Raw genomic sequence first — 20,509 nt, 5'->3', positions numbered from 1 at the left:
TAAAGGAGAGAAGATGTCTGAAAACAAAGAACACATGGTCGAAGAGAGCGCCTTTTTGGTCTCAAAGACCGACCTAAAAGGACGTATTACATATTGTAACGAGCCATTTTTAAAGATAGTTGGAGCAAAGCAAGCTGAAGTCTTAGGTAAGCCTCACAACATCGTAAGACACCCAGATATGCCAAGAGCTATTTTTAAGCTACTTTGGGAGCATATAAAAGATAAAAAAGAAATTTTTGCTTATGTCAAAAACAAAAGCTTTGATGGTGGATATTACTGGGTCTTTGCAAACATCACAGCCTCAGTTGATGACCGCAATAACACGGTTGGTTACTACTCAGTTAGACGCAAGCCAAATCCAAAGGCGATTGAGGTGATAGAGCCTATATATCAAAAGTTATTATCTGTAGAAAAGAGCGGTGGCATGGATGCTTCGATGAAATTTTTAACTGATTTTTTAAACGAAAAAAATCTAAGTTATGATGAATTTGTAAATAACCTACAAAGGCTATAATATGTTTGGAAAAAAACTTGACTCTATAAATGAAATTTTAAGCGTAGTAGGCTCAGCTAGAAATGGCATCTTAGAGCCTAGGATAGTAAATGTAAAAGAAAATGACCCTCTTTATGAAGTAGCACTTGGTATAAATGACTTGCTTGATCAAGTTGAGGCGCTCCAAAGAGAAATTTCAACCTCAATAGACGCTGCTCAAAGCGGACTAACATATAGAAATATCTTTACAGAGGGATTTAGGGGGACTTTTAAACAAAATGCTACCTTTATGAGCCATGGTGTTGTTGGCATAAAAGAAGGTCAAAAAAGTAAGGTTCGTGGCCTACTTTCAAAAGAGCTTGACACACTTGGCAATGGCAACGACGGAATAGAAGACGTTAGAAACGATCTAAATGAGAGTATCAAAAACCTTAGCCAAATGGCACTCATGGCAAAAGATACGGCTAGAATCGCCGAGGATACGACGCAAAGCATCAATGAGCTAAGCGTAAATATGAGCTCACTTGAGGAGCTGATAGAGGGCTCAAGCCACGCCATAAGCACACTAAATAGTAGAACAGACGATATCACTTCGGTTGTAAATTTGATAAAAGATATAGCTGAGCAGACAAATTTACTAGCTCTAAACGCAGCCATCGAGGCAGCACGCGCAGGCGAGCATGGACGTGGCTTTGCAGTTGTCGCTGATGAGGTTAGAAAACTAGCTGAAAATACCCAAAAAGCAACACATGAGATCGGCGTAAATATCCAAACACTTCAGCAAGAAGCCAAAGATATAGATGAAAATTCTAAAAAAATAGATGAAATTTCAAAGATCGCCACAGCAAATGTCGAAAATTTCAAACAAACTTTAGCTAGCTTTAACCAAAATGCAAAAGAGACAGCCCAAAGATCAAAATATGTAGAAGATAAGACCTTTGGCATCATCGCAAAGATAGCTATCATCGTTTATAAAGTAGGCGTTTATTCAGACACGGTAAATGAGCAGGGCTACGGCGACGATATAGCAAAAGACGCGGACGATCTTGTAGCGTGGTATGAAAATGAGTGCGCAAAGAGCTTTAGTCACACTAAAATTTACGAAAAATCACGCCATTTAGTGGATGAGTTTAACAAAAACATCAAAGCCATATTGACAGAAGCTGGCAAGGGCTATAACGAGAAAAATTTAAAACATTTTGTCACTGAGTTTAGAAAGCTTGAAGATCTTAGCAGAGAGATATTTAACTCATACAACGAAATGGTCGCTTCAAAATAACTTCAAATTTGCTAGACTCACTTTGGGTCTAGCTTCTCTTAGATTGATTTAAATTTTATTTTCATAAATTTTTCTGTATTGTTATTTAAAATTATGATAATTAATATTGTTTTTATGCTTGCTTTGTTAAATTTGCGTTTCGCTTTCATTATCAAAAATTAAATTTAACAAAAGGATATCCGTGAATAGATCAAAATTTATCGCCATTTGCCTTAGTGCTTGTGTGGCAAATTCTCTCTATGCAGTAGAGAAAGATAATAACGAAACCAAGCTAGATGGCGTTGTAGTAAGTGCGAGCGGCTTTTCGCAACAGATAAAAGAAGCCCCTGCAAGCATAAGCGTGATAAAGGGCGATGAGCTAACAAAAGATAACTTTACCTCACTTCACTCAATAGCGCAAAAAGTTCCAGGTGTAAATGTTATAGGCGGTGAGGATGGTCCAGCTAGTGGTATCTCGATACGTGGCATGGAGAAGTCTCAAACACTAGTTTTAATTGATGGCAAAAGAGTAAATTCAAGCAGTGCAAATCCAAAGGGCGGAGCAGGGGATATGAACTCAAATTTCATCCCGCCAGCCGAGGCGATCGAGCGTATAGAGGTTATCCGTGGCCCTATGAGCTCGCTTTATGGTAGCGACGCGGTTGGAGGCGTTATAAATATCATTACCAAAAAGGATTTTTCAAAATTTAGTGGTAATGTCGGCATCTCAACCATGATAAACGCGCATAAAGGCATAGGAGACGGCAGACAAGGCGACTTTTATATAAATTTACCTCTTTATAAGGACCTTTTCGCGCTTCAGCTTTGGGGCTATAAAAAGCTAAGAGATGAGGATAATTACAAAGGTGGCTATCAAAAGAGCGATAAGAGAAATTTAAGCGCAAAGCTTTGGATCACGCCAGATGAACACAATAAATTTTTTATCCTTGGCTCAAGTGAAAAACACGACTACTCGCGAACAGTCGGCAAAACAGCTACCATAAAGACAAATAAGGTTTTAAACGCCTATGACTACGAGAAAAAGAGCTATGGCGTGGGCTATCTTGGCGAATTTGATAGCCTAAATGCCGATCTGAGCTACATTTATGATGAGACCCAAAGAACGAGCCTTTTTGACAGCCTCATACCTGCAAAAGCCAAAAATCACAACTTTAACTCAAAATTTACAACATTTTTTGGCGCACACACTCTAACTTTTGGTTATGACTTTAGTAAGCAAAATGTCGGTACAACCTTCATCGTCTCAAACGCCTCAAGAAACGGCTTAAAAGACCCAAAGACCTACTCGATGAGCGAGCATGCGGGATTTATCGAGGATGAGTGGCAAATTTTAGATGAGAAGCTCTTTTTAACGCTTGGTTCAAGACTCACGCACAACGAATTTTTTGGCAACCACCTCTCGCCAAGGGCCTACCTAGTCTATAACGCCACAGATACGATAAGCTTAAAAGGTGGCGTAGCGACTGGCTATAAAACACCAAATGTCAATCAAATCTCCCCAGAAGTAGGCACTATCCAAGGTGGCTGGAGGATAGTTGATTTTGGCAACAAGGACCTAAAGCCAGAAAAGAGCACGACCTATGAAGTTGGGGCTTATTATGACAATCAGGCTGATTTTAGAGGCTCGGTAACGCTTTTTAGAAATGAATTTAAAGATAAGATCCTAGACACAGACGGCAGTAATGTAAATAAAATTCCAGCCTTTGGCACTTGCACAAATGCACCACACGTTACTTGCCCTGGCTGGGGAACTTACTTTAACATAGAAGGTGCGACCGTTTGGGGAGTGGAGTTAAGCGGAGACTACGACATCCTTTCAAATCTAAATTTAAGCTCAAACTACACCTACAATAAGTCAAAGATAAAAACTGGCAACCCAACGATAAACACGCCAAGAGGCTCTATGAAATTTAGTGAGACAAACCTAGCTAGACTTGATGGCAAAAGCCTAACAGCAACGCCAGAGCACACACTTCACGCCACGCTTACATATAAGCCTGTAAAAAGCGTCAAGACATTTTTTGGCACAAACTACGAGAGCAAGCTAACAAGCGTAAATTTTGGCGCTGGCAATAGAGTAAGAGAGAACACAAAAGACCTACTCACCTTTGATACAGGCGTTAGCTGGGACGCAAACAAGCATTTAACGCTTAGCCTAAATGCCTACAATATCTTTGATAAAGTAAGATACGATGAGGCGCTAGCAGACGACGGCAACTACTACTGGTATCCACAAGAGGGCAGGAGATTTTGGTTTAAGGTCGCTGCAAAATGGTAAGAGCGTTTAAATTTTTACTTTTTACGCTTGGTGTGACACAAATTTTACAAGCAGCTCCGCAACAAACGCCTGAGCCACTTAGCCAAAAAGCTGCTAGCAAATTTGAAATTTCAACCTTTAAAATGAGCGCAAATGATGAAATTTATAAAATTTTCACAGCCAAGCTAAAGGGGCAAAATGAGTTTAAAAACGTGCTTTTCTTGCTTGACGCAAACGCTCAGTTTAACATGCTTTTAAATGAATTTGACGCCACGACTGCCCCACTAATAATAGGCATAGGATATGACACAAACAAAAGCTACGAGATAGAAAAACGCACAAGAGATCTCACGCCAAAGGCAGAGGGCGAGGAGTTTAGCAAAGGTGGCGGCGCAGATGCGTTTTACCACTTTTTAACAAGAAATTTAGTGCCGCTAATCGATGAGAAATTTAACGTGCAAAATAGCCAAAAAAGCCTTTATGGACACTCTTTTGGCGGCCTTTTTACGCTCTATGCCTTGCTTAAAAATGATGGCGTATTTTCAAATTTCTTTATCGCTTCGCCATCTCTTTGGTGGGGCGAGTCTGAAATTTTAAAGCAAAATGTGAGCGAGGGTAAATTTAAAGAAAAACTAAAGGCTAAATTCGTCTTTCTTAGCGTTGGCGAGCTTGAAAAGAGAAAGGGCAAAACTGACAAAGCTGGCATTTTAAAGGCGAGTGATCTAGCCCAAATTTTAAAGCAAAGTGGGGTAAATTCTCACTTTGAGCTTTTTAAAAATGAAACCCATGGCAGCGTCATACCTCTAAATTTAAAAGAGCTTTTAAAATATCTAAAGGATTAAAAATTTAAGGCTATTTTTGTTAAAATCCGCCGCATGAGAGTAGATAAATTTTTAAACGTAGTAAATATCACCAAAAGGCGTGCCGTTAGCGAAGATATGTGCAAAAGCGGCGTTGTGAGCATCAACGGCGTGCAGGCAAAAGCGGCAAAAGACGTAAAGATCGGCGATGTTATCACCATCAAATTTCTAGCTCGTGAGGCGAGATATGAGGTGCTAGCGATCCCAACTACAAAAAGCATACCAAAAAGCGCCCAGAGCGAGTATGTAAAAGAGCTTTGATGGTTTTTGAGCTTTTAGAAAATGAGCTTGATGGGCTTGTGCGAGTGCTTCCAAAAAGTGGCGTGGTGCTACTAAGTGGCGATCTAGCAAGTGGCAAAACGACGCTTGTAAAGGCGATCATCAAGGCTCATGGCATAGATGAGAGCGTGACGTCGCCCACATTTTCTTTGATGCAAATTTATGGTAAAGATATCTACCACTACGACATTTATCAGATCGGATTTGACGGGATGGCAAAAAATGGCCTTTTTGAAAATTTGTTTGAAGAGGGGCTTCATCTAGTAGAGTGGGGCGATGAAAATTTAGAAAAAGCTCTAAAGAAAAACGGCGAGAGCTATACATTGGTAAAAATTTCTCCTAGCAAAAATGGCAGAAAATACGAGGTTATAAGTGCATAAACTAGAAGTAAAAGATCTAAAAAAGACGATTAAGAAAAGTGAGATCATAAAAGGTATATCTTTAGAGGTAAATAGCGGCGAAGTGGTGGGGCTTCTTGGGCCAAATGGTGCTGGAAAGACGACCACTTTTTATATGATCTGCGGGCTCATCTCGCCAACTAGCGGAGATGTTTTTTTAAACGACGAAAAGATCACAAATGTCCCGCTTCACAAAAGAGCGCACCTTGGTATTGGCTATTTGCCGCAAGAGTCAAGCATATTTAAAGAGCTAAGCGTAGAAGAAAATTTACTCCTTGGGGCTGAAATTTTAAATCAAAGCAAAGAAGATATCTCTAAAAGAGTAAATGAGATGCTAAATATGCTAAATATCGAGCCTATCCGCCTAAGAAAGGGCGTTAGTCTAAGTGGCGGCGAGCGCAGACGCTGTGAGATCGCTAGAAGCCTCATCATAAAGCCAAAATTTTTGCTGCTTGATGAGCCATTTGCAGGCGTCGATCCTATCGCAGTTAGCGACATACAAAGCATCGTTAGAGACCTTAAAAAGCTAGGTATCGGCGTTTTGATAACAGACCACAACGTCCGTGAGACGCTAGCCATTTGCGACAGAGCCTACGTCATCAAAGATGGCTCGCTGCTAGCAAGCGGCAGTGCGAGCGAAGTGGCAAACAATAAGCTCGTTAGAACGCACTATCTTGGCGAAGAATTTAAGCTACTTGAGTAGATGATGCTAAGGCAAAAGCAAACTTTAGCGCCAAAGATCAAACTAAACCAAACGCTAAGAAGCTGGCTTCCTATCCTTCAAAGCGGGCTTGATGAGCTAAAAGAGACGCTTGAGCCTTTTATAAAAGAAAATCCATTTGCTACGATCGAGCATAAAAATTTAGAAAAAAATGAAAAAAAACGAAATTTTTTCGAGCAGGTGAGCAAAAACTCGGTTAGCGAGAGCATCGAGGCTTTAAGCATATATAAAGAAAGCCTCTATGAAAAGCTCGTTAGCCAGATAAATCCACCACTTTTCCCCACGCAAAAGTCCCAAGATATCGCATATAAGATCATTGAGTGTTTAGATGATGAGGGATATTTTTCTTATGATGATGAAATTTTTACTGGCTTTTGCGAGAGCGAAGTGGAGCGAGTAAGGGCTAGATTTGCCTATCTTGAGCCATGTGGCGTGGGCGCAAAGGATGTGAAAGAGAGCTTTTTATTTCAGCTTAGCGAGACAGAGGCGAGTGAAGAGATCATAGAGTGCGCGAAAAAGATCATCTTAAATTTTGAAAATATAGATAAGCTTAGAAAGCTTAAATTCTATGACGACGCGCTAAAGATCATAAAGAAATTTAAAAATCCCCCAGCCATTGAGTATCTAGAAGAGGCGAGCCAAAAGGTGCCTGACATCTTCGTGCTAAGCACTAGTAGTGGTATAAGCGTGCAGATAAATGACGAGTATTATCCTGAAATTTTGGTCGATACTGAGGGACTAGACGAAAAAGAGGCCTTTGTAAGCTCGCGTATAAAAGAGGCAAGCGAGCTCATAGACGCTCTCGAGATGAGAAAGGCGACACTTTATAAGATAGGGCTCATGATAGTTGAGTATCAGTATGGCTACTTTTTGGGTGGCGACATAAAGCCTATGAAACTAAAAGACCTAGCAGACGAGCTAGGGCGCAACCCTTCAACCATCTCAAGAGCCATCGCAAACAAATATTTAAGCTCTCCAAGAGGCACGGTCGCACTTAAAAATTTCTTTGCAACTGGCTTTGACGAAGAGACTTCAAACGCCGCGATAAAGGAATTTTTGCTAGAGCTTATCAAAAATGAAGACCACAAAAAGCCACTTTCTGATCTAAAAATCCAAGAGCTCATTCAAGCTAAATTTAACATCCAAATCGTTCGCCGAACCATCACCAAATACCGCAAAATTCTAAACATCGGCAGCTCAAGCCAGCGAAAAAGAGTCTATCAGATAAACGGCTAGCTACCACTCATTTATGGCAAAAAGAGTGGCTTTATGCATCTGCGTAAAAAGCTCTGCACTAAGCTCATCGTACTCTTTGTCACGCTTTTTACGCTTCGCCCAGCCTGCTGCGTCATCGTTCCATGAGCCCATACCACCAAAGACATCAGCTGCACTTGCCGCATTAAAAAGAGCCAAATTTAGCTTTGGCATAAGTGGAGCGTTTAGGATATTTTGCTCTATCTTTTCTGGCTCGTTTAGCGCTTTTAGCCCTTCCCTAAAGCAATCGCCAAAATTATCGCACTCTATCTCATCTGCAAATTTAGCGATTTTTGTGAGAAGATCCTTAAATTCCAAAGTGTTATCACTAAATTTTTGAATCTCTGGCATGCCATTTAGACTAAATTCTTTATAGACTATATCCCAGCCCTTTTTGTCTTCTTCAAAGCTCCAGTGAGGCACGAGATAGCTCATTTTATCTTTATAAATGCAAAGAATAGACTTGTAGCTTACGTTTGAAAAGCCTTGCAGCGAGCGCTCCTCTGAAGAGACCGTCAAATTTGTGGCATATCTCACGTCGCTTAGCCCAAGCTTTAAGGCGTGCTTAAACCACTCATTTATGCTAGCTGGCTCATCACCTAAGATAAAGTCAAAAACTAGGCTTTTTATATATTTTTCGCTTTTGTAGTTTAGCTCTAAATTTGACTTTAATGCTTGCTTTATAGAGGCTACGATAATGCAAGAGTTAAAAACTTCACCATTCATTTTTGCTCCTTTTTTGAGATATTTTATTAAAAGAAGTATAAATATCTTTTTAAGAATTGCAAGCGAAAACTTCAGCTTTTTATAGTAAAATAGCCAAAAATTTCAAAGAGGCAAAATGGATTTTAATGAGATTGATAAGCTGATAAATACGCTTAAGAAAAACTTGGAAGTTATCGAAAATAACGGCGTTGTCGAGCCTGAGACAAAGATCGATGCGCTTACTTTTAATAAAAATGTCGAAGAGATCAAAAAAAGACTTTACAGCACAACAGATGAGGGCAGTTTTTTTAAAAATGTCTTTAATACTGAAGATTACTACGAAAACATTAGCTCATACCTCGAGCAGACAAACAAGAGCCTATACTACAAGATAGAAAAAGCTGGTGTGAGCCTAAAGACTAATCAAAATTTACAAGAAAGCCTGACAAACATCTCAAACATTATGCAGGTCTTAGTCGCTGAGTATCAGATACAAAACAAAAAAAAGAAGAAGAGTATCTTCTCAAGAAGTGGCGACACAGCGATGATAAGAGGGCTACTTGCTGAGCTAATGGAACTACAAAATAGGATGAATAAAATTTTACATCTCGACTCTCAAATCGTCTCAAATGTCGTTTTGGAAAATTTTAAAACTATCTACACATTTTTTTATAACTGCATAAGAGTGGCAAAGCAAAGGGGTGATGAGCTGCTTTTGGTTGAGATCGCAGGTATCACAGATAGGATCATCGAGATGATAAGACCTGTGCTTTCAGGCAAGAGCCTAAAGACAAACGAGCTTATCTATCACTACCTCATTTACGAGCTACGAGAGCTAAAAGCCTACGCCATAGGCGAGGATCTAGCTTAAAATTTTATCCATTATCTCTTTTGCCCCATTTGGCAAAAGGATATCTTTTAGAGCTTTGCTGCTTTTGTTTAGATCAAAGCTCTCGATCATTTTTATGACTTCATCTTTGTCTAAATTTTCGCCATTTTGCAGGCAAATTTCAGCTATGCCTTTATCTTTTAGAAATTTAGCGTTATAAAATTGGTGGTTGCCAGCAGCATAAGGAAATGGCACAAAGATAGAAGGCAGGGCATTTGCGCAAAGCTCCCAAAGTGAGCTAGCTCCAGCTCTTGATATGGCAAGATCAGCCTCACTCATCTTTTTTTCTACCTCTTTGCTAAAGTCAAAAATTTCTAAATTTGCCTCGCTAAAGCCAAGCTCATCATATCTTTTTTTCAGCTCATCAAGGGCGTTTTTGCCGCATTGATGAATGATCTTTATCCCTTTTTCTTTTAGATATGGGGCTAAATTTATAGCTAGCTCATTTATCGCTTTTGCGCCTTGTGAACCACCTAAAAAAAGTATAGTTTTTAGCTCGCCCCTAACTCTTTGGCTATCAAAAAATTTCTTTGCCACAGGGTAAGGGCAGGGCGAAAGCTCATCATAAGAGCTAAAAAAGCCCTTTGCATACGGCTTTAAAATTCTATTTAGCTTGCCAGTTACGGCATTTTGCTCGTGGATGAAAAGTGGTGTTTTTGAGATGATGGCTGCTATGGCTGCTGGGGCTGCTGAGTAGCCTCCCACGCTGATGACTGCTTTTACGCCATTTTCTTTAAAAATTTGCCTGCATTTTAAAGCTAGGCTTATGATATTTGTTAGTGATTTTAGCTTGGCTAGGCCTCTTTTATTTACGACGCCACTGCTTGGTAAAAAGAATTTCTTTGCAAATTTATCATCATTTTCAAACCAAAATTTATCCTGACCACTAGTTGAACCGATGAAGATAGGCTTTATGCCTCTCTCATTTAGCTCCTCGCAAAAGCTTCTAGCGATCGCCAAATGCCCGCCAGTGCCGCCACCACAAATAACTATCATAGTTTTGCCTTTTTACTAACCATCAAGACCATGCCGATGCCGATGCATATAGCAAGCACAGAGCTACCGCCATAGCTCAAAAATGGCACAGCGATACCTTTTATCGGCGTGATCGATGTGATGCCGTAGCTATTCATCAAAAATGAAAACGATAAGATAAGCCCGATACCAAGTGAGAATAGGTGATAGACCTTGTTTTCGCTCCTGGCTGAAATTCTAAATATCCTATAAAGTAGCGTGATGAAGATCGCTGTGATACACAAAATGCCAAAAACACCGACCTCTTCAGCTATGCCAGCTAGCACAAAGTCCGTATGCACTTCGCTTAAAAAGCCAAGCTTAAATATCCCAGCACCAAGCCCCTCGCCAAAAAACTCGCCGTGTTTGATCGCATTTAGTGAGTGAGAAATTTGATATGGCTCTGGTGCGTCTGCCACTCTAAGCACGTTTGCCACGCTGTCTGGTAAGAAAGAGAGAACCATGTTTTGTATCGTGCCCCACCATGACTTTATACGCAAAATTCTGTGCTCTGAGCTAACTATCGCCACCGTCATAACAAAGGCAGCGCCAACAATGCCTATGCCAAAGAGCCTAACGCTAGCCCCTGCAAAAAGAGCCATCGTCACAAAAGTAAGCGCCAAAACCACAACCTGTCCAAGATCATTTTGTAAAATAGCGATCAAAACAATGGCTACACAAAAAAGAATTAAATATGGAAAAAGTATCTTGATCTCATCCATCAAAGTTCTCTTGCCATCGCTAAATTTTCTAGTAAAACTCCATGCCAAAAAAAAGACAAAACCAACTTTGAAAAACTCAACAGGCGCAAGCGAAAAGCCTGGCAGTCTGATCCAGCGTCTTGCACCACCAGCATCAGTCACCATAGAAGCTGGCAGGGCATGCATAAGTATCATAGCGATGATGCAAAAGCCAAAAAGGCTAAACCCTATCCAGTTAAGCGCTTTGTCGGGATTTAGCCTTGAGAGCCACCACATGAGAAAAATTCCTATACAGCCGACTGCAAACTGGCGGATGAAAAAGTGAAATTCGTCGTAGTTAAAAAATAAAACTGTAAAAACTGGCAAAGATAGTGAGAAAATGATACTTATGGCGATCAAAGTCGCACAAAGATAGAAAATAACCTTATCAACTGCCAAATTTAGCTCCAACTTTAAAATGAGCCAAAGTATAATAAAAAACGGCTTACAAAGATATTATTTGCTATAATTGCAGGCTTTAAGGATGGGCATGAAGATAGGTATATTTGACTCTGGGCTTGGCGGACTTAGCGTCTTAAACGAAGCTTTAAGTAAGCTTAGCGAGCATGAATTTTTATATTACGCAGATGTGAAAAATGTCCCATACGGACAAAAGAGCAGGGATGAAATTTTAAAATTTAGCTTTGACGCGGTTAAATTTCTTATAGAAAATGGCGCAGAAGCTGTCGTCGTAGCTTGTAACACAGCGACCAGCGTGGCGATAAAAGAGCTTAGAGCAAATTTAAGCGTGCCCATCATCGGTATGGAGCCAGCTGTAAAAAAGGCTCACGATCTAAGCCACGATGACGCCCTAAAAACGCTTGTCATAGCTACTCCAGTCACGGTAAATGGCGCAAAACTAAAAGAGTTAATCACAAATTTAAACGCAAAAGATAAAACCGAGCTGCTAGCTCTGCCTCGCCTTGTAAATTTCGCTGAAAAAGCTGAGTTTGAGAGTGAAAACGTGAAGTCATATCTAAAAGAAGAGCTAGGTAAATTTGATCTAAGTAAATTTGACTTTTTGGTGCTTGGCTGCACGCATTTTAACTATTTCAAAGATAGCTTAAGAGAGGTTTTACCTTCAAACGTAAGCATAATAGACGGCAACGAAGGGACGGTAAAGCGCCTCATAAGCGAGCTTAAACTTCAAATTTCAAATATAAAATTAACTCCAAATATAAAATTTTTCTACTCAGGCGACGAGGTTTGCGAGCAAAGCGAGCTAGAGAAAATTTCAAGAAATTTAGCTCGCCTAGAAAAAATGAGAGCGATTTGCTAGGCTAAATTTAGCTAAAAACTTGAGCCAAATTTAGCTAAATACACTAAATTTTATGTATTTTTATATGTATTTACCTCTTTCTTTGCTTTACTATATAGATAGCACTTATTACCGCAACCACAGTTAAAAGAGTGATCGTTATTGCCAAAAGTGTCTGTTCGTCTGGATTTGAGCCTAGAAAGTAGCCGACTCCAAGCAAAACCGCACACCAAATCCCAGCTCCAAGCGTGGTAAATAGGCAAAATCTAAAAATATTCATCTTAGCTAGCCCTGCTGGCAGGCTGATATACTGACGAATTCCTGGGATAAGGCGTGAGTTAAAGGTCGAAATTTCGCCGTGTTTATTAAAAAATGCTTCAAATTTATCCATCTTTTCGTGGGTGATGCCGACAAATTTGCCGTATTTCAAGATGATCTCACGTCCAAAAAAGTAGCAAAGATAGTAGTTAAAAATGGCTCCAAGCAGGCTACCAAGCGTGCCCGAGATAAAAGCAAGCACTAAGCTCATCTCGCCTTTGTGAGCCAGATATCCAGCTGGCATCATCGCCACTTCGCTTGGAAATGGAAAAAATGAGCTCTCTAAAAACATCATCACAAATATCCCAGCATATCCCCAGCTACTCACGCTTGAAACGATAAAATCAATAATGTCATGTAGCATTTTTACTCCGAAAATTTAATAAAGCGAGCCATTGTAGCAAAGCTTTATTTACTAATAGTAACTAACATAGAGTGATAAAATTTAAATTAAATGGGGTAGTAAAAATTTATAAAGAAGTAGGGCGAAAGCTCGCCCCATTTTTAAAATGCAGGTATGACCTCGCCTTTGTAGCGAGTGATGATGAAATTTTTAGTATCAGGGCTAAGAACCGCATCGACTAAAGCTTTGATCTTAGGATTATTCTCGTTGCCAGCTCTTGTGACGATGATGTTTGCATAAGGGCTGTTAGCGTCTTCAAGTAAAAGTGCGTCTTTTGCCACGCTCATGCCAAGATCAAGGACGAAATTTGTGCTAATAGCAGCGATATCGACATCATCAAGTGTCCTTGGTATCTGAGCACCTTCTAGCTCGACAAATTGTAAATTTTTAGGATTTTTAGTTATGTCATTTACAGTTGCAACTTTTACGTTTTTATCGATCTCTATAAGACCAGCTTTTTCTAAAATTCTAAGCGCTCTGTTGCCATTTGACGGATCGTAAGCGATCGCCACTTTTGCGCCATCTTTTAGCTCTTTGATATCTTTTATCTTTTTAGAGTAAAAGCCAAGTGGCTCGACATGCACGCTCGCAACGCTTACAAGGTGCAGGCCTCTAGCCTTGTTTTGCTCCTCAAGATATGGCAAATGTTGAAAGAAATTTGCGTCTAAGCTGCCATCTTCTGTGGCAACATTTGGTATCGAATAGTCTGAAATTTCAGAAATAACAAGGTCATAGCCCTTATCTTTTAGCTTTGGTTTTACAAATTCTAAAATTTCAGCGTGTGGCACAGGTGAGACTCCAACAGTGATAGTGTGGTCTTTGTCGGCTGCGTGAAGGCTTAGAGCAACTAAAGATGCGGTTAAAAGTTTGATAAATTTCATTGTTTTTCCTTTTTTGATTTGATTTAAAGCGACGCTAAAAAGGTAAAAGCTTTTACGTCGCTTTTTATAAATTTAATTAAAACGCTGGGATGATAGCGCCGTTATACTTTGTCTCGATAAATTTCTTAACTTCTGGTGAGTTGATAGCTTTATCAAGGGCTTTAGTTTTAGGACTGTTCTCGTTGCCAGCTTTAACAACTACGTAATTTACGTATGGGCTATCTTTACCCTCGATCACAAGCGCGTCTTTTGTTGGATTTAAATTTGCATTTAGCGCGTAGTTTGTGTTGATAACTGCGATAGTAACGTCATCAAGCGTTCTTGGCACTTGAGCAGCCTCGATCTCTTCAAATTTAAGCTTTTTAGGGTTATCAACTATATCAAGTGGGGTTTTTAGTGGGTTGTCATTTAGCTTGATAAGTCCAGCGCTAGCTACGATGTCAAGTGCGCGGCTCTCGTTTGTTGGGTCATTTGGGATAGAGACAACTGCGCCATCTTTTAGCTCTTTGATATCTTTAATCTTTTTAGAATAAACGCCCATTGGCTCGAGGTGCACGCCAACTGTTTTTACAAGGTGAGTGCCTTTGTTTTTGTTAAATTCTTCAAGATATGGGATGTGCTGAAAGAAGTTTGCATCAAGGTCGCCGTCCTCTGTCGCAAGGTTTGGCGTGGTGTAGTCGTTAAATTCCTTGATCTCAAGTGTGTAGCCATCTTTTGCCAAAATAGGCTTTACAACCTCTAAAATTTCAGCATGTGGGATAGGTGTAGCACCGACGATTATTGTTTTTGACTTGTCAGCAGCATTTGCGCTAACGCTAAGGCCTAGGGCAACTAAAGAAGTAAGAAGTAGTTTTTTCATTTATTATCCTTTTTTGAAATTTGCCAAGCACCAAAAAGGATAAATTTAAGCTAGAAGGTTAAATTTCTTTTTAAGTACTTAAGCTATTTCTAAGCACTTAAAAAGAAATTCTGTGCTTAGAGATTAGTCTTTCGACGACGCGTTTTTTAGTAGGCGGCACATCTGGCACATATCTGATTTCATCTTTTGTCCTTTCAGCTAAAATTAATTTGGCAATTTTAAGGAAAAAAGCTTAAAATCAGATAAAAAATGTGGCCTTATTTTTTTGAAATTTTATAGAGATAGTTGCCTAAAACTTGGAAAATTTGAACCATAATGATAAGAATAACCACGGTGTAGAGCATGATATCTGGGCGAAATCTCTGGTAGCCATAGTTTATAGCGACAGATCCTAGTCCGCCACCGCCAACTGCACCAGCCATCGCTGAAAAGCCGATATTTACGATAAGCGTTAGTGTAAATGCCGAGATGATGCCAGGAAGTGCCTCGACAAACATCACGCGGAAAATGATTTGAAATTTCGAGCTACCAAAGCTTTGCGCTGCTTCAATGATGCCTTTATCAACCTCTTTTAGAGCATTTTCAATGAGCCTTGCTACAAACGGAGCCGCTCCGATAGTTAGCGGAACGATCGCGGCTGTGGTGCCGATACTTGTACCTACGATCATTTTTGTGACTGGAAATAGCACGATGATCAAAATGATAAACGGAAAGCTTCTAAGCACGTTTATAACGATATCAAGTACAAAATAAAGCTGCTTGTTTGGCTTTAGGCCGTTTTTGTCTGAAAGGATGAGCAAAACCGCAGGTATAAGGCCTATGGCAAAGGCGAGCAGGGTAGAGACGATGCTCATATATAGCGTTTCGCCGATAGCTGGCAGCAGTATCCTAGAAAAAACATCAGGAAATTTAGAAAAATCAATACCAAACATCAAGCAACCTCCCACAAAACGCCACTTTGCTTGATATAGTTAAGCACGTTTTCTTTATCTTTTTCATCTATGTTTATGACAAGTGAGCCAAGGACGTTATCGTTTAGCTTTTCAAGCTTGCCCCAGACTATGTTAAAGTCGATATTTAGGCTTCTTGCCATGTGTGTGATCACGCTGTTTTGAGCCACTTCTTTTGGGAAAAATAGCCTAATATTTGTGCCAGTGCTTGGCAGAATTTCCACCTCGCCTAAAAATTCTTTCATCTTCTCATCTGGCTTTAAAAATAGCTCTTCAATGCTTCCAGAGCCTATGATCTTGCCACCTTCAAGCAAGATAGCACGTTTTGCGATAGACTTTACCACCTCCATCTCGTGCGTGACGATGACGACGCTGATGTCTAGCTCTTTGTTTATCTTCTCAAGTAGCTCTAAAATTTGATTTGTCGTGTTTGGGTCAAGAGCCGAAGTCGCCTCGTCGCTTAGTAAAATTTTAGGATTTAAAGCAAGCGCTCTAGCGATGGCGACACGCTGTTTTTGGCCGCCGCTTAGCTCGCTTGGATAGCTTTTTGCCTTACTTTCAAGACCGACTAAATTTAAAAGCTCTCTCACTCTTTTTTCGGTCTCGTCACTTTTATATCCCCAAAATTTAAGCGGGGTAGCGACGTTTTCAAAGACATTTTTTCTAGCCATCAATGCAAAATGCTGAAATATCATACCAACATCTCGCCTTAAATGTCTTTGCTGTGTCTCATCTAAATTTTTTATCTCTTGATCAAAGACTTTTAAGCTGCCGCCTTGATAGCTCTCTAACCCGTTTATGCACCTTAAAAGTGTTGATTTACCAGCGCCACTATGCCCCACGATAGCAAAAATTTCACCCTTTTTAACCTCTAAATTTACATCAAAAAGGATCTGCGTACCGCCATAAAATTTGGTTAAATTTTCTATTTTTATCACTAAATTTTCCTTATTTTTAACTGCCTAAATTTATAAAATTTCTCGCCTTAGCTCATCTGCGCTCTTTGGCGAAAGAAGTGCTGGGGCTATGTCAAATACGCTAAATGCGCCGCGCTCGCCTCTTTGCGCCAAGCGATATGCCGCTCTGGCGTAAGCTACGAGTACGCTTGCTGTAAATTCTGGATTTGAGTCAAGTTTTAGCGAAAACTCGATCAAGTGTTTGTTCTCGCCATGCTCTCCGCTCACTCCGCTTCGCAGCACAAATCCCCCATGCGGGATACCGCCATGCTCTTTTTTAAGCGTCTCCAGATCGATAAAATGCACGCTCGTGTCGTAGTCGGCAAAATAATTTGGCATCGTTTTTATCTCATGCTCGATGCGTGCCTTATCAGCGCCGTCCTCTGCCACTACGTAGCAATCACGCAGGTGTTTTTCTCTTGTAGTTAAATTTGGATTTTCCCCAGCGCGAACTCGCTCCAAAGCGCTATCTATGGGCACTGTGTATTGGCGAGCATCTACTACGCCCTCGATCCTACGGATGGCGTCTGAGTGGCCTTGGCTCACACCTTTGCCCCAAAACGTGTAGCTGCTGCCATTTTCAAGCACGCTCTCGCCAAATAGCCTATTTAGTGAAAATAGCCCTGGGTCCCAGCCAACAGCGATGACGCCTACATTGCCACCTTTTTTAGCAGCAGCATCCACTGCGGCAAAGTGCTCAGGTATTTTTGCGTGCGTGTCAAAGCTATCTACGACGTTAAAATTTTGTGCAAATTCTGGCGTCTGTGTTGGAAGGTCAGTTGCGCTGCCACCGCAAAGGACTAAAACGTCAAATTTACCCTTGTGAGATAAAATTTGATCCACACTAAATACTGGTGCGCCACACGTTTTTACTTCGCTTGGACCTCTTCGGCTAAAAACTGCCACAAGCTCCATATCCTTGCTATTTCGCACCGCAAGCTCGACGCCACGACCTAAATTTCCATATCCTAAAACTGCTATTTTTATTTTTTCACTCATTTTTGATCCTTTAAATTCTTAAATTTACATGCAAGATAGTGCAGGGCGATAAATTTCATTTTAGTTAGACAATACATTAGCACCCAGGATAGCGTGACAACGACAAACTACCAAAGAAACGCCACCCTTCAACTTTTGCCGCAAAACCTACTCGCCAAGAGCCTTTAGCTCCTCGCATACTTTTTTAAATTTAGCCTCAGCGCTCTGCAAAGCCTCTTTGTTTGTCTCTATAACCTCTTTTGGTGCGTTTGCAACGAAGTTTTGGTTATTTAGCATGCCTGAGAGTTTAGCTATCTCTTTTTCAAGCTTTGTCTTTTGAGACCTTAGTCTTGTGATGATACCGCTCATATCAAGCCCCTCAAGCGGGACAAATGCCTCTAAATTTTCGCTCACATCTCTTATTGAGTTTTCTATTTTCTCATCTACAAAGCCGATCTCTTCGCATTTTGCAAGTAGTTTGATATACTCTTTTACCTCGTCAAGGTCTATTTTTTCATTAAATTTAACAAAGGCTTTTGCTATCTTTGAGTTGCCAAGATCGATAGTAGCTTTTGCACGGCGAATAGCAACGATCGCTTCGATAACTAGCTCAAATTTCTTCTCAACCTCTAAATTTCGCTCTTTTACCTCTGGGTAGCTCATCACCATTATTGACTTTGCATTTTCAAGTTGTGTGCCGCTAAGCTCTTGAAATAGATACTCTGAGAGAAAAGGCATGAAAGGATTTAGTAGCTTCATCGCCTCTTTAAATATACTTCCAAGCTCTTTTACGCTCGCTTTGTCAGCCTTGCTAAGCTCGATGCCCCAGTCGCAAAACTCGTCCCAAAGGAATTTATAAAGTGTGTTTGCAGCGTCATTGAAGCGGTAGGCGTCGATGTTTTCGCGCACCTCTCTCACGCACTCGTTAAAGCGGCTGTTCATATAAATTCCAAGCTTTGTTTCAAGCTTGATATCCTCTAAATTTGGGAATTTACTCTCATTTAGCATTAGGTATTTGCTCGCATTATAAAGCTTGTTGGTGAAATTTCTTACCTGCTTCATCTTGGCGTCGCTTAGCTTGATATCGCGTCCTTGAACGGCTAGAAGTGTTAGCGTAAAGCGCAATATATCGGCACTATACTCATTTATGCTATCAAGCGGGTCGATGACGTTGCCAAGGCTTTTACTCATCTTTCTGCCAAACTCATCCTTTACAAGCGCATGCAGGTAGATGTCGTCAAACGGCAACTTGCCAAGGGCATTTTCACCCTGAAACATCATCCTAGCAACCCAGAAAAATAATATATCAAAGCCAGTGATGAGAAGGTTGTTTGGATAAAACTCCGCAAGGTCTCCTTCGAACCACTTTTCATTTTTTAGCTCATTTTCATTGCCCCAGCCAAGCGTGCTAAATGGCCAAAGACCAGAGCTAAACCACGTATCTAGCACGTCTGGGTCTTGGTGGAAATTTTTACTTTTACACTTTTTGCACTCGCATGGCTCTCCCTCGTCAGCCCACATATGACCGCAATCATCGCAGTAAAATACTGGAATTTGGTGTCCCCACCAAAGCTGGCGTGAGATACACCAATCTCTTAGCTCTCTCATCCACGCATTAAAGCTGTTTATCCAGTGCGGTGGGTAAAATTTAGCAAGGCCATCTGATACTTTTTGTATCGCCTCGTCTGCGATCTCTTTTTTGACAAACCACTGCTTTGAGATATATGGCTCGACGACGTTTTTGCAGCGGTAGCAGTAGCCTACTTGGTTTTCGTAGTCCTCGATTTTCTCGACATTGCCAAGTTTTTCAAGCTCGGCCACGACAATGTCTCTAGCCTCAAGTCTCTCAAGACCTGCAAATTTATCGCACTTGTCGTTTAAAATGCCCTTTTCATCAAACACGGTGATAAACTCAAGGTCGTGCCTTTTGCCAACCTCGTAGTCGTTTTGATCGTGTGCAGGCGTGACCTTAACAAGACCTGTTCCAAACTCCATATCAACGTGCTCGTCTGCGATGATCTCGATCTCTCTATTTATGATAGGTAGCACAACTTTTTTGCCGATTAATTTTTTATAGCGCTCGTCGTTTGGATTTACCATTACCGCCGTATCGCCGAAGTATGTTTCAGGACGAGTAGTCGCCACTACGACATAAGCGCCTTGTCTCGCATGTGCCTTTGCTGGAGACTGCTGCTTGTTCTTCACTGCAACGCACGAAGAGTGCGCTTCATTCGAACTCGCATCGCAACCAGCAAATTCATCATGTGATACTTCTGCTTGATAGTTTTCTAAATTTTGTCCATCTGCAAAGTAGTATCTTAAGTGATATAGCTTGCCTTTGTTTTCTTTGTGCTCGACCTCGATGTCAGAGAGTGCGCCATCATGCGTGCACCAGTTTATCATGTAGTTTTTCTGGACAATTAGCCCTTTGTCGTATAAATTTACAAAGGCTTTTTTCACAGCTCTTCTTAAGCCCTCATCCATAGTAAATCTCTGGCGTGACCAAGCTGGAGTGATGCCAAGTTTTCGCATCTGATGAACTATCATACCGCCACTTTTTTCCTTCCACTCCCACACTTTTTCTACAAATTTCTCACGTCCAAGCTCTTCTTTTTTGATCCCTTGAGCCAAAAGCTGCTTTTCAACGACGTTTTGAGTAGCGATACCAGCGTGGTCGAGACCTGGCTGCCAAAGCGTCTTGTAGCCGTCCATTCTTTTGTAGCGAGTCATAATATCTTGAAGTGTGAAGGTTAGGGCGTGTCCGATGTGAAGCGAGCCAGTCACGTTTGGAGGTGGCATCATAATGCAAAATTTACGTCCATCTTTTTGGATATCTTTGTTTGCGTCTATCTCGAAATATCCGCGTTCTTCCCAAATTTTATAAAATTTGTCTTCTATCTCTTTTGCATTGTAAAATTCTGCCACTTTTATCTCCTCAGTTTCGTTTAAAAAATGCTTAATGTTATCTAAAATTTGTTTAAAAAAATCTTTGCAAAAGTGGGGAAATATGGGCTTGG

General features: G+C 40.7%; 19 protein-coding genes and 1 pseudogene. 10 read left to right on the top strand and 10 right to left on the bottom strand.

From position 1 onward, the window contains the following. The first annotated feature begins 13 nt into the window (after positions 1–13). The 8 genes and pseudogenes from CYP77_RS00880 to CYP77_RS00845 all read left to right on the top strand — a co-directional run bounded on the left by CYP77_RS00880 (position 14) and on the right by CYP77_RS00845 (position 7,523). On the top strand, positions 14–514 hold the full coding sequence (locus CYP77_RS00880; protein WP_021092381.1) for a PAS domain-containing protein: 501 nt from the start codon (positions 14–16) through the stop codon (positions 512–514). Between the two features lie 580 nt (positions 515–1,094). Further along, positions 1,095–1,772 (top strand): annotated as a pseudogene (locus tag CYP77_RS10300) (methyl-accepting chemotaxis protein); the annotation flags it as partial. A gap of 181 nt (positions 1,773–1,953) precedes the next feature. Then, entirely contained in the window at positions 1,954–4,050 is a 2,097-nt protein-coding gene (locus tag CYP77_RS00870; RefSeq protein WP_103567515.1) for a TonB-dependent receptor domain-containing protein, read from the top strand. Further along, positions 4,044–4,871 (top strand): alpha/beta hydrolase, encoded by an 828-nt coding sequence (locus CYP77_RS00865; RefSeq protein WP_103567516.1) that lies wholly within the window; start codon positions 4,044–4,046, stop codon positions 4,869–4,871. The genes CYP77_RS00870 and CYP77_RS00865 overlap by 7 nt, the downstream gene beginning before the upstream one ends. A 33-nt stretch (positions 4,872–4,904) precedes the next feature. Beyond that, the gene (locus CYP77_RS00860; protein WP_002940508.1) at positions 4,905–5,150 is read left to right on the top strand and encodes an RNA-binding S4 domain-containing protein; all 246 of its coding nucleotides are present in this window, start codon (positions 4,905–4,907) and stop codon (positions 5,148–5,150) included. Then, positions 5,150–5,548, top strand: coding sequence for a tRNA (adenosine(37)-N6)-threonylcarbamoyltransferase complex ATPase subunit type 1 TsaE (tsaE, locus tag CYP77_RS00855; protein ID WP_103567517.1), 399 nt, complete (start codon positions 5,150–5,152; stop codon positions 5,546–5,548). The genes CYP77_RS00860 and tsaE overlap by 1 nt, the downstream gene beginning before the upstream one ends. Further along, entirely contained in the window at positions 5,541–6,269 is a 729-nt protein-coding gene (gene lptB, locus CYP77_RS00850) for an LPS export ABC transporter ATP-binding protein (RefSeq protein WP_002940487.1), read from the top strand. Before tsaE ends, lptB begins: the two co-directional genes overlap by 8 nt. Before the next feature lie 3 nt (positions 6,270–6,272). Beyond that, positions 6,273–7,523: an RNA polymerase factor sigma-54 gene (locus tag CYP77_RS00845; protein WP_258032408.1), complete on the top strand. Its 1,251-nt coding sequence runs from the start codon at positions 6,273–6,275 to the stop codon at positions 7,521–7,523. Here CYP77_RS00845 and CYP77_RS00840 read toward each other — a convergent pair whose 3' ends face one another. Continuing rightward, complete coding sequence (locus CYP77_RS00840; protein ID WP_103567519.1) at positions 7,524–8,267, bottom strand: hypothetical protein; 744 nt, start codon at positions 8,265–8,267, stop codon at positions 7,524–7,526. It abuts the gene before it with no gap. 115 nt (positions 8,268–8,382) lie between these two features. On the opposite strand from CYP77_RS00840, the gene CYP77_RS00835 reads away from it, so the two are divergent. Continuing rightward, complete coding sequence (locus CYP77_RS00835) at positions 8,383–9,117, top strand: imidazole glycerol phosphate synthase (RefSeq protein ID WP_103558067.1); 735 nt, start codon at positions 8,383–8,385, stop codon at positions 9,115–9,117. On the opposite strand, the gene murG is transcribed toward CYP77_RS00835, so the two are convergent. Continuing rightward, positions 9,109–10,131 (bottom strand): undecaprenyldiphospho-muramoylpentapeptide beta-N-acetylglucosaminyltransferase, encoded by a 1,023-nt coding sequence (murG, locus tag CYP77_RS00830; protein WP_103567520.1) that lies wholly within the window; start codon positions 10,129–10,131, stop codon positions 9,109–9,111. The two genes, CYP77_RS00835 and murG, sit on opposite strands and share 9 nt — an antisense overlap. Beyond that, positions 10,128–11,288, bottom strand: a complete 1,161-nt coding sequence (locus tag CYP77_RS00825; RefSeq protein ID WP_103567521.1) for a peptidoglycan glycosyltransferase FtsW — start codon at positions 11,286–11,288, stop codon at positions 10,128–10,130. The genes murG and CYP77_RS00825 overlap by 4 nt, the downstream gene beginning before the upstream one ends. A gap of 91 nt (positions 11,289–11,379) precedes the next feature. Here CYP77_RS00825 and murI point away from each other — a divergent pair, with 91 nt between their 5' ends. Then, the gene (murI, locus tag CYP77_RS00820) at positions 11,380–12,168 is read left to right on the top strand and encodes a glutamate racemase (protein ID WP_103567522.1); all 789 of its coding nucleotides are present in this window, start codon (positions 11,380–11,382) and stop codon (positions 12,166–12,168) included. A gap of 70 nt (positions 12,169–12,238) precedes the next feature. On the opposite strand, the gene CYP77_RS00815 is transcribed toward murI, so the two are convergent. The 7 genes from CYP77_RS00815 to CYP77_RS00785 form a co-directional block, all read right to left on the bottom strand. Continuing rightward, entirely contained in the window at positions 12,239–12,829 is a 591-nt protein-coding gene (locus tag CYP77_RS00815; protein ID WP_103567523.1) for a DedA family protein, read from the bottom strand. 140 nt (positions 12,830–12,969) lie between these two features. Then, positions 12,970–13,749 (bottom strand): MetQ/NlpA family ABC transporter substrate-binding protein, encoded by a 780-nt coding sequence (locus CYP77_RS00810; RefSeq protein ID WP_103567524.1) that lies wholly within the window; start codon positions 13,747–13,749, stop codon positions 12,970–12,972. Positions 13,750–13,825: 76 nt separating this feature from the next. Beyond that, entirely contained in the window at positions 13,826–14,608 is a 783-nt protein-coding gene (locus CYP77_RS00805) for a MetQ/NlpA family ABC transporter substrate-binding protein (protein ID WP_002940462.1), read from the bottom strand. 257 nt (positions 14,609–14,865) lie between these two features. Further along, positions 14,866–15,540 carry a methionine ABC transporter permease gene (locus CYP77_RS00800; protein ID WP_002940443.1) on the bottom strand — a complete coding sequence of 225 codons (675 nt, stop codon included), beginning with the start codon at positions 15,538–15,540 and terminating at the stop codon, positions 14,866–14,868. Then, entirely contained in the window at positions 15,540–16,496 is a 957-nt protein-coding gene (locus tag CYP77_RS00795; protein ID WP_009293811.1) for a methionine ABC transporter ATP-binding protein, read from the bottom strand. The genes CYP77_RS00800 and CYP77_RS00795 overlap by 1 nt, the downstream gene beginning before the upstream one ends. A 30-nt stretch (positions 16,497–16,526) precedes the next feature. Next, positions 16,527–17,513, bottom strand: a complete 987-nt coding sequence (locus tag CYP77_RS00790) for a diaminopimelate dehydrogenase (protein WP_103567525.1) — start codon at positions 17,511–17,513, stop codon at positions 16,527–16,529. Positions 17,514–17,660: 147 nt separating this feature from the next. Continuing rightward, positions 17,661–20,417 carry a valine--tRNA ligase gene (locus CYP77_RS00785; protein ID WP_103567526.1) on the bottom strand — a complete coding sequence of 919 codons (2,757 nt, stop codon included), beginning with the start codon at positions 20,415–20,417 and terminating at the stop codon, positions 17,661–17,663. Positions 20,418–20,509 lie beyond the last annotated feature (92 nt).

The sequence above is a fragment of the Campylobacter concisus genome (assembly GCF_002913865.1).
Classification (GTDB): Bacteria; Campylobacterota; Campylobacteria; order Campylobacterales; family Campylobacteraceae; genus Campylobacter_A; species Campylobacter_A concisus_AM.
Note: the sequence above shows the minus strand (reverse complement) of the source record. Positions and strands in the feature narration are given on the sequence as shown.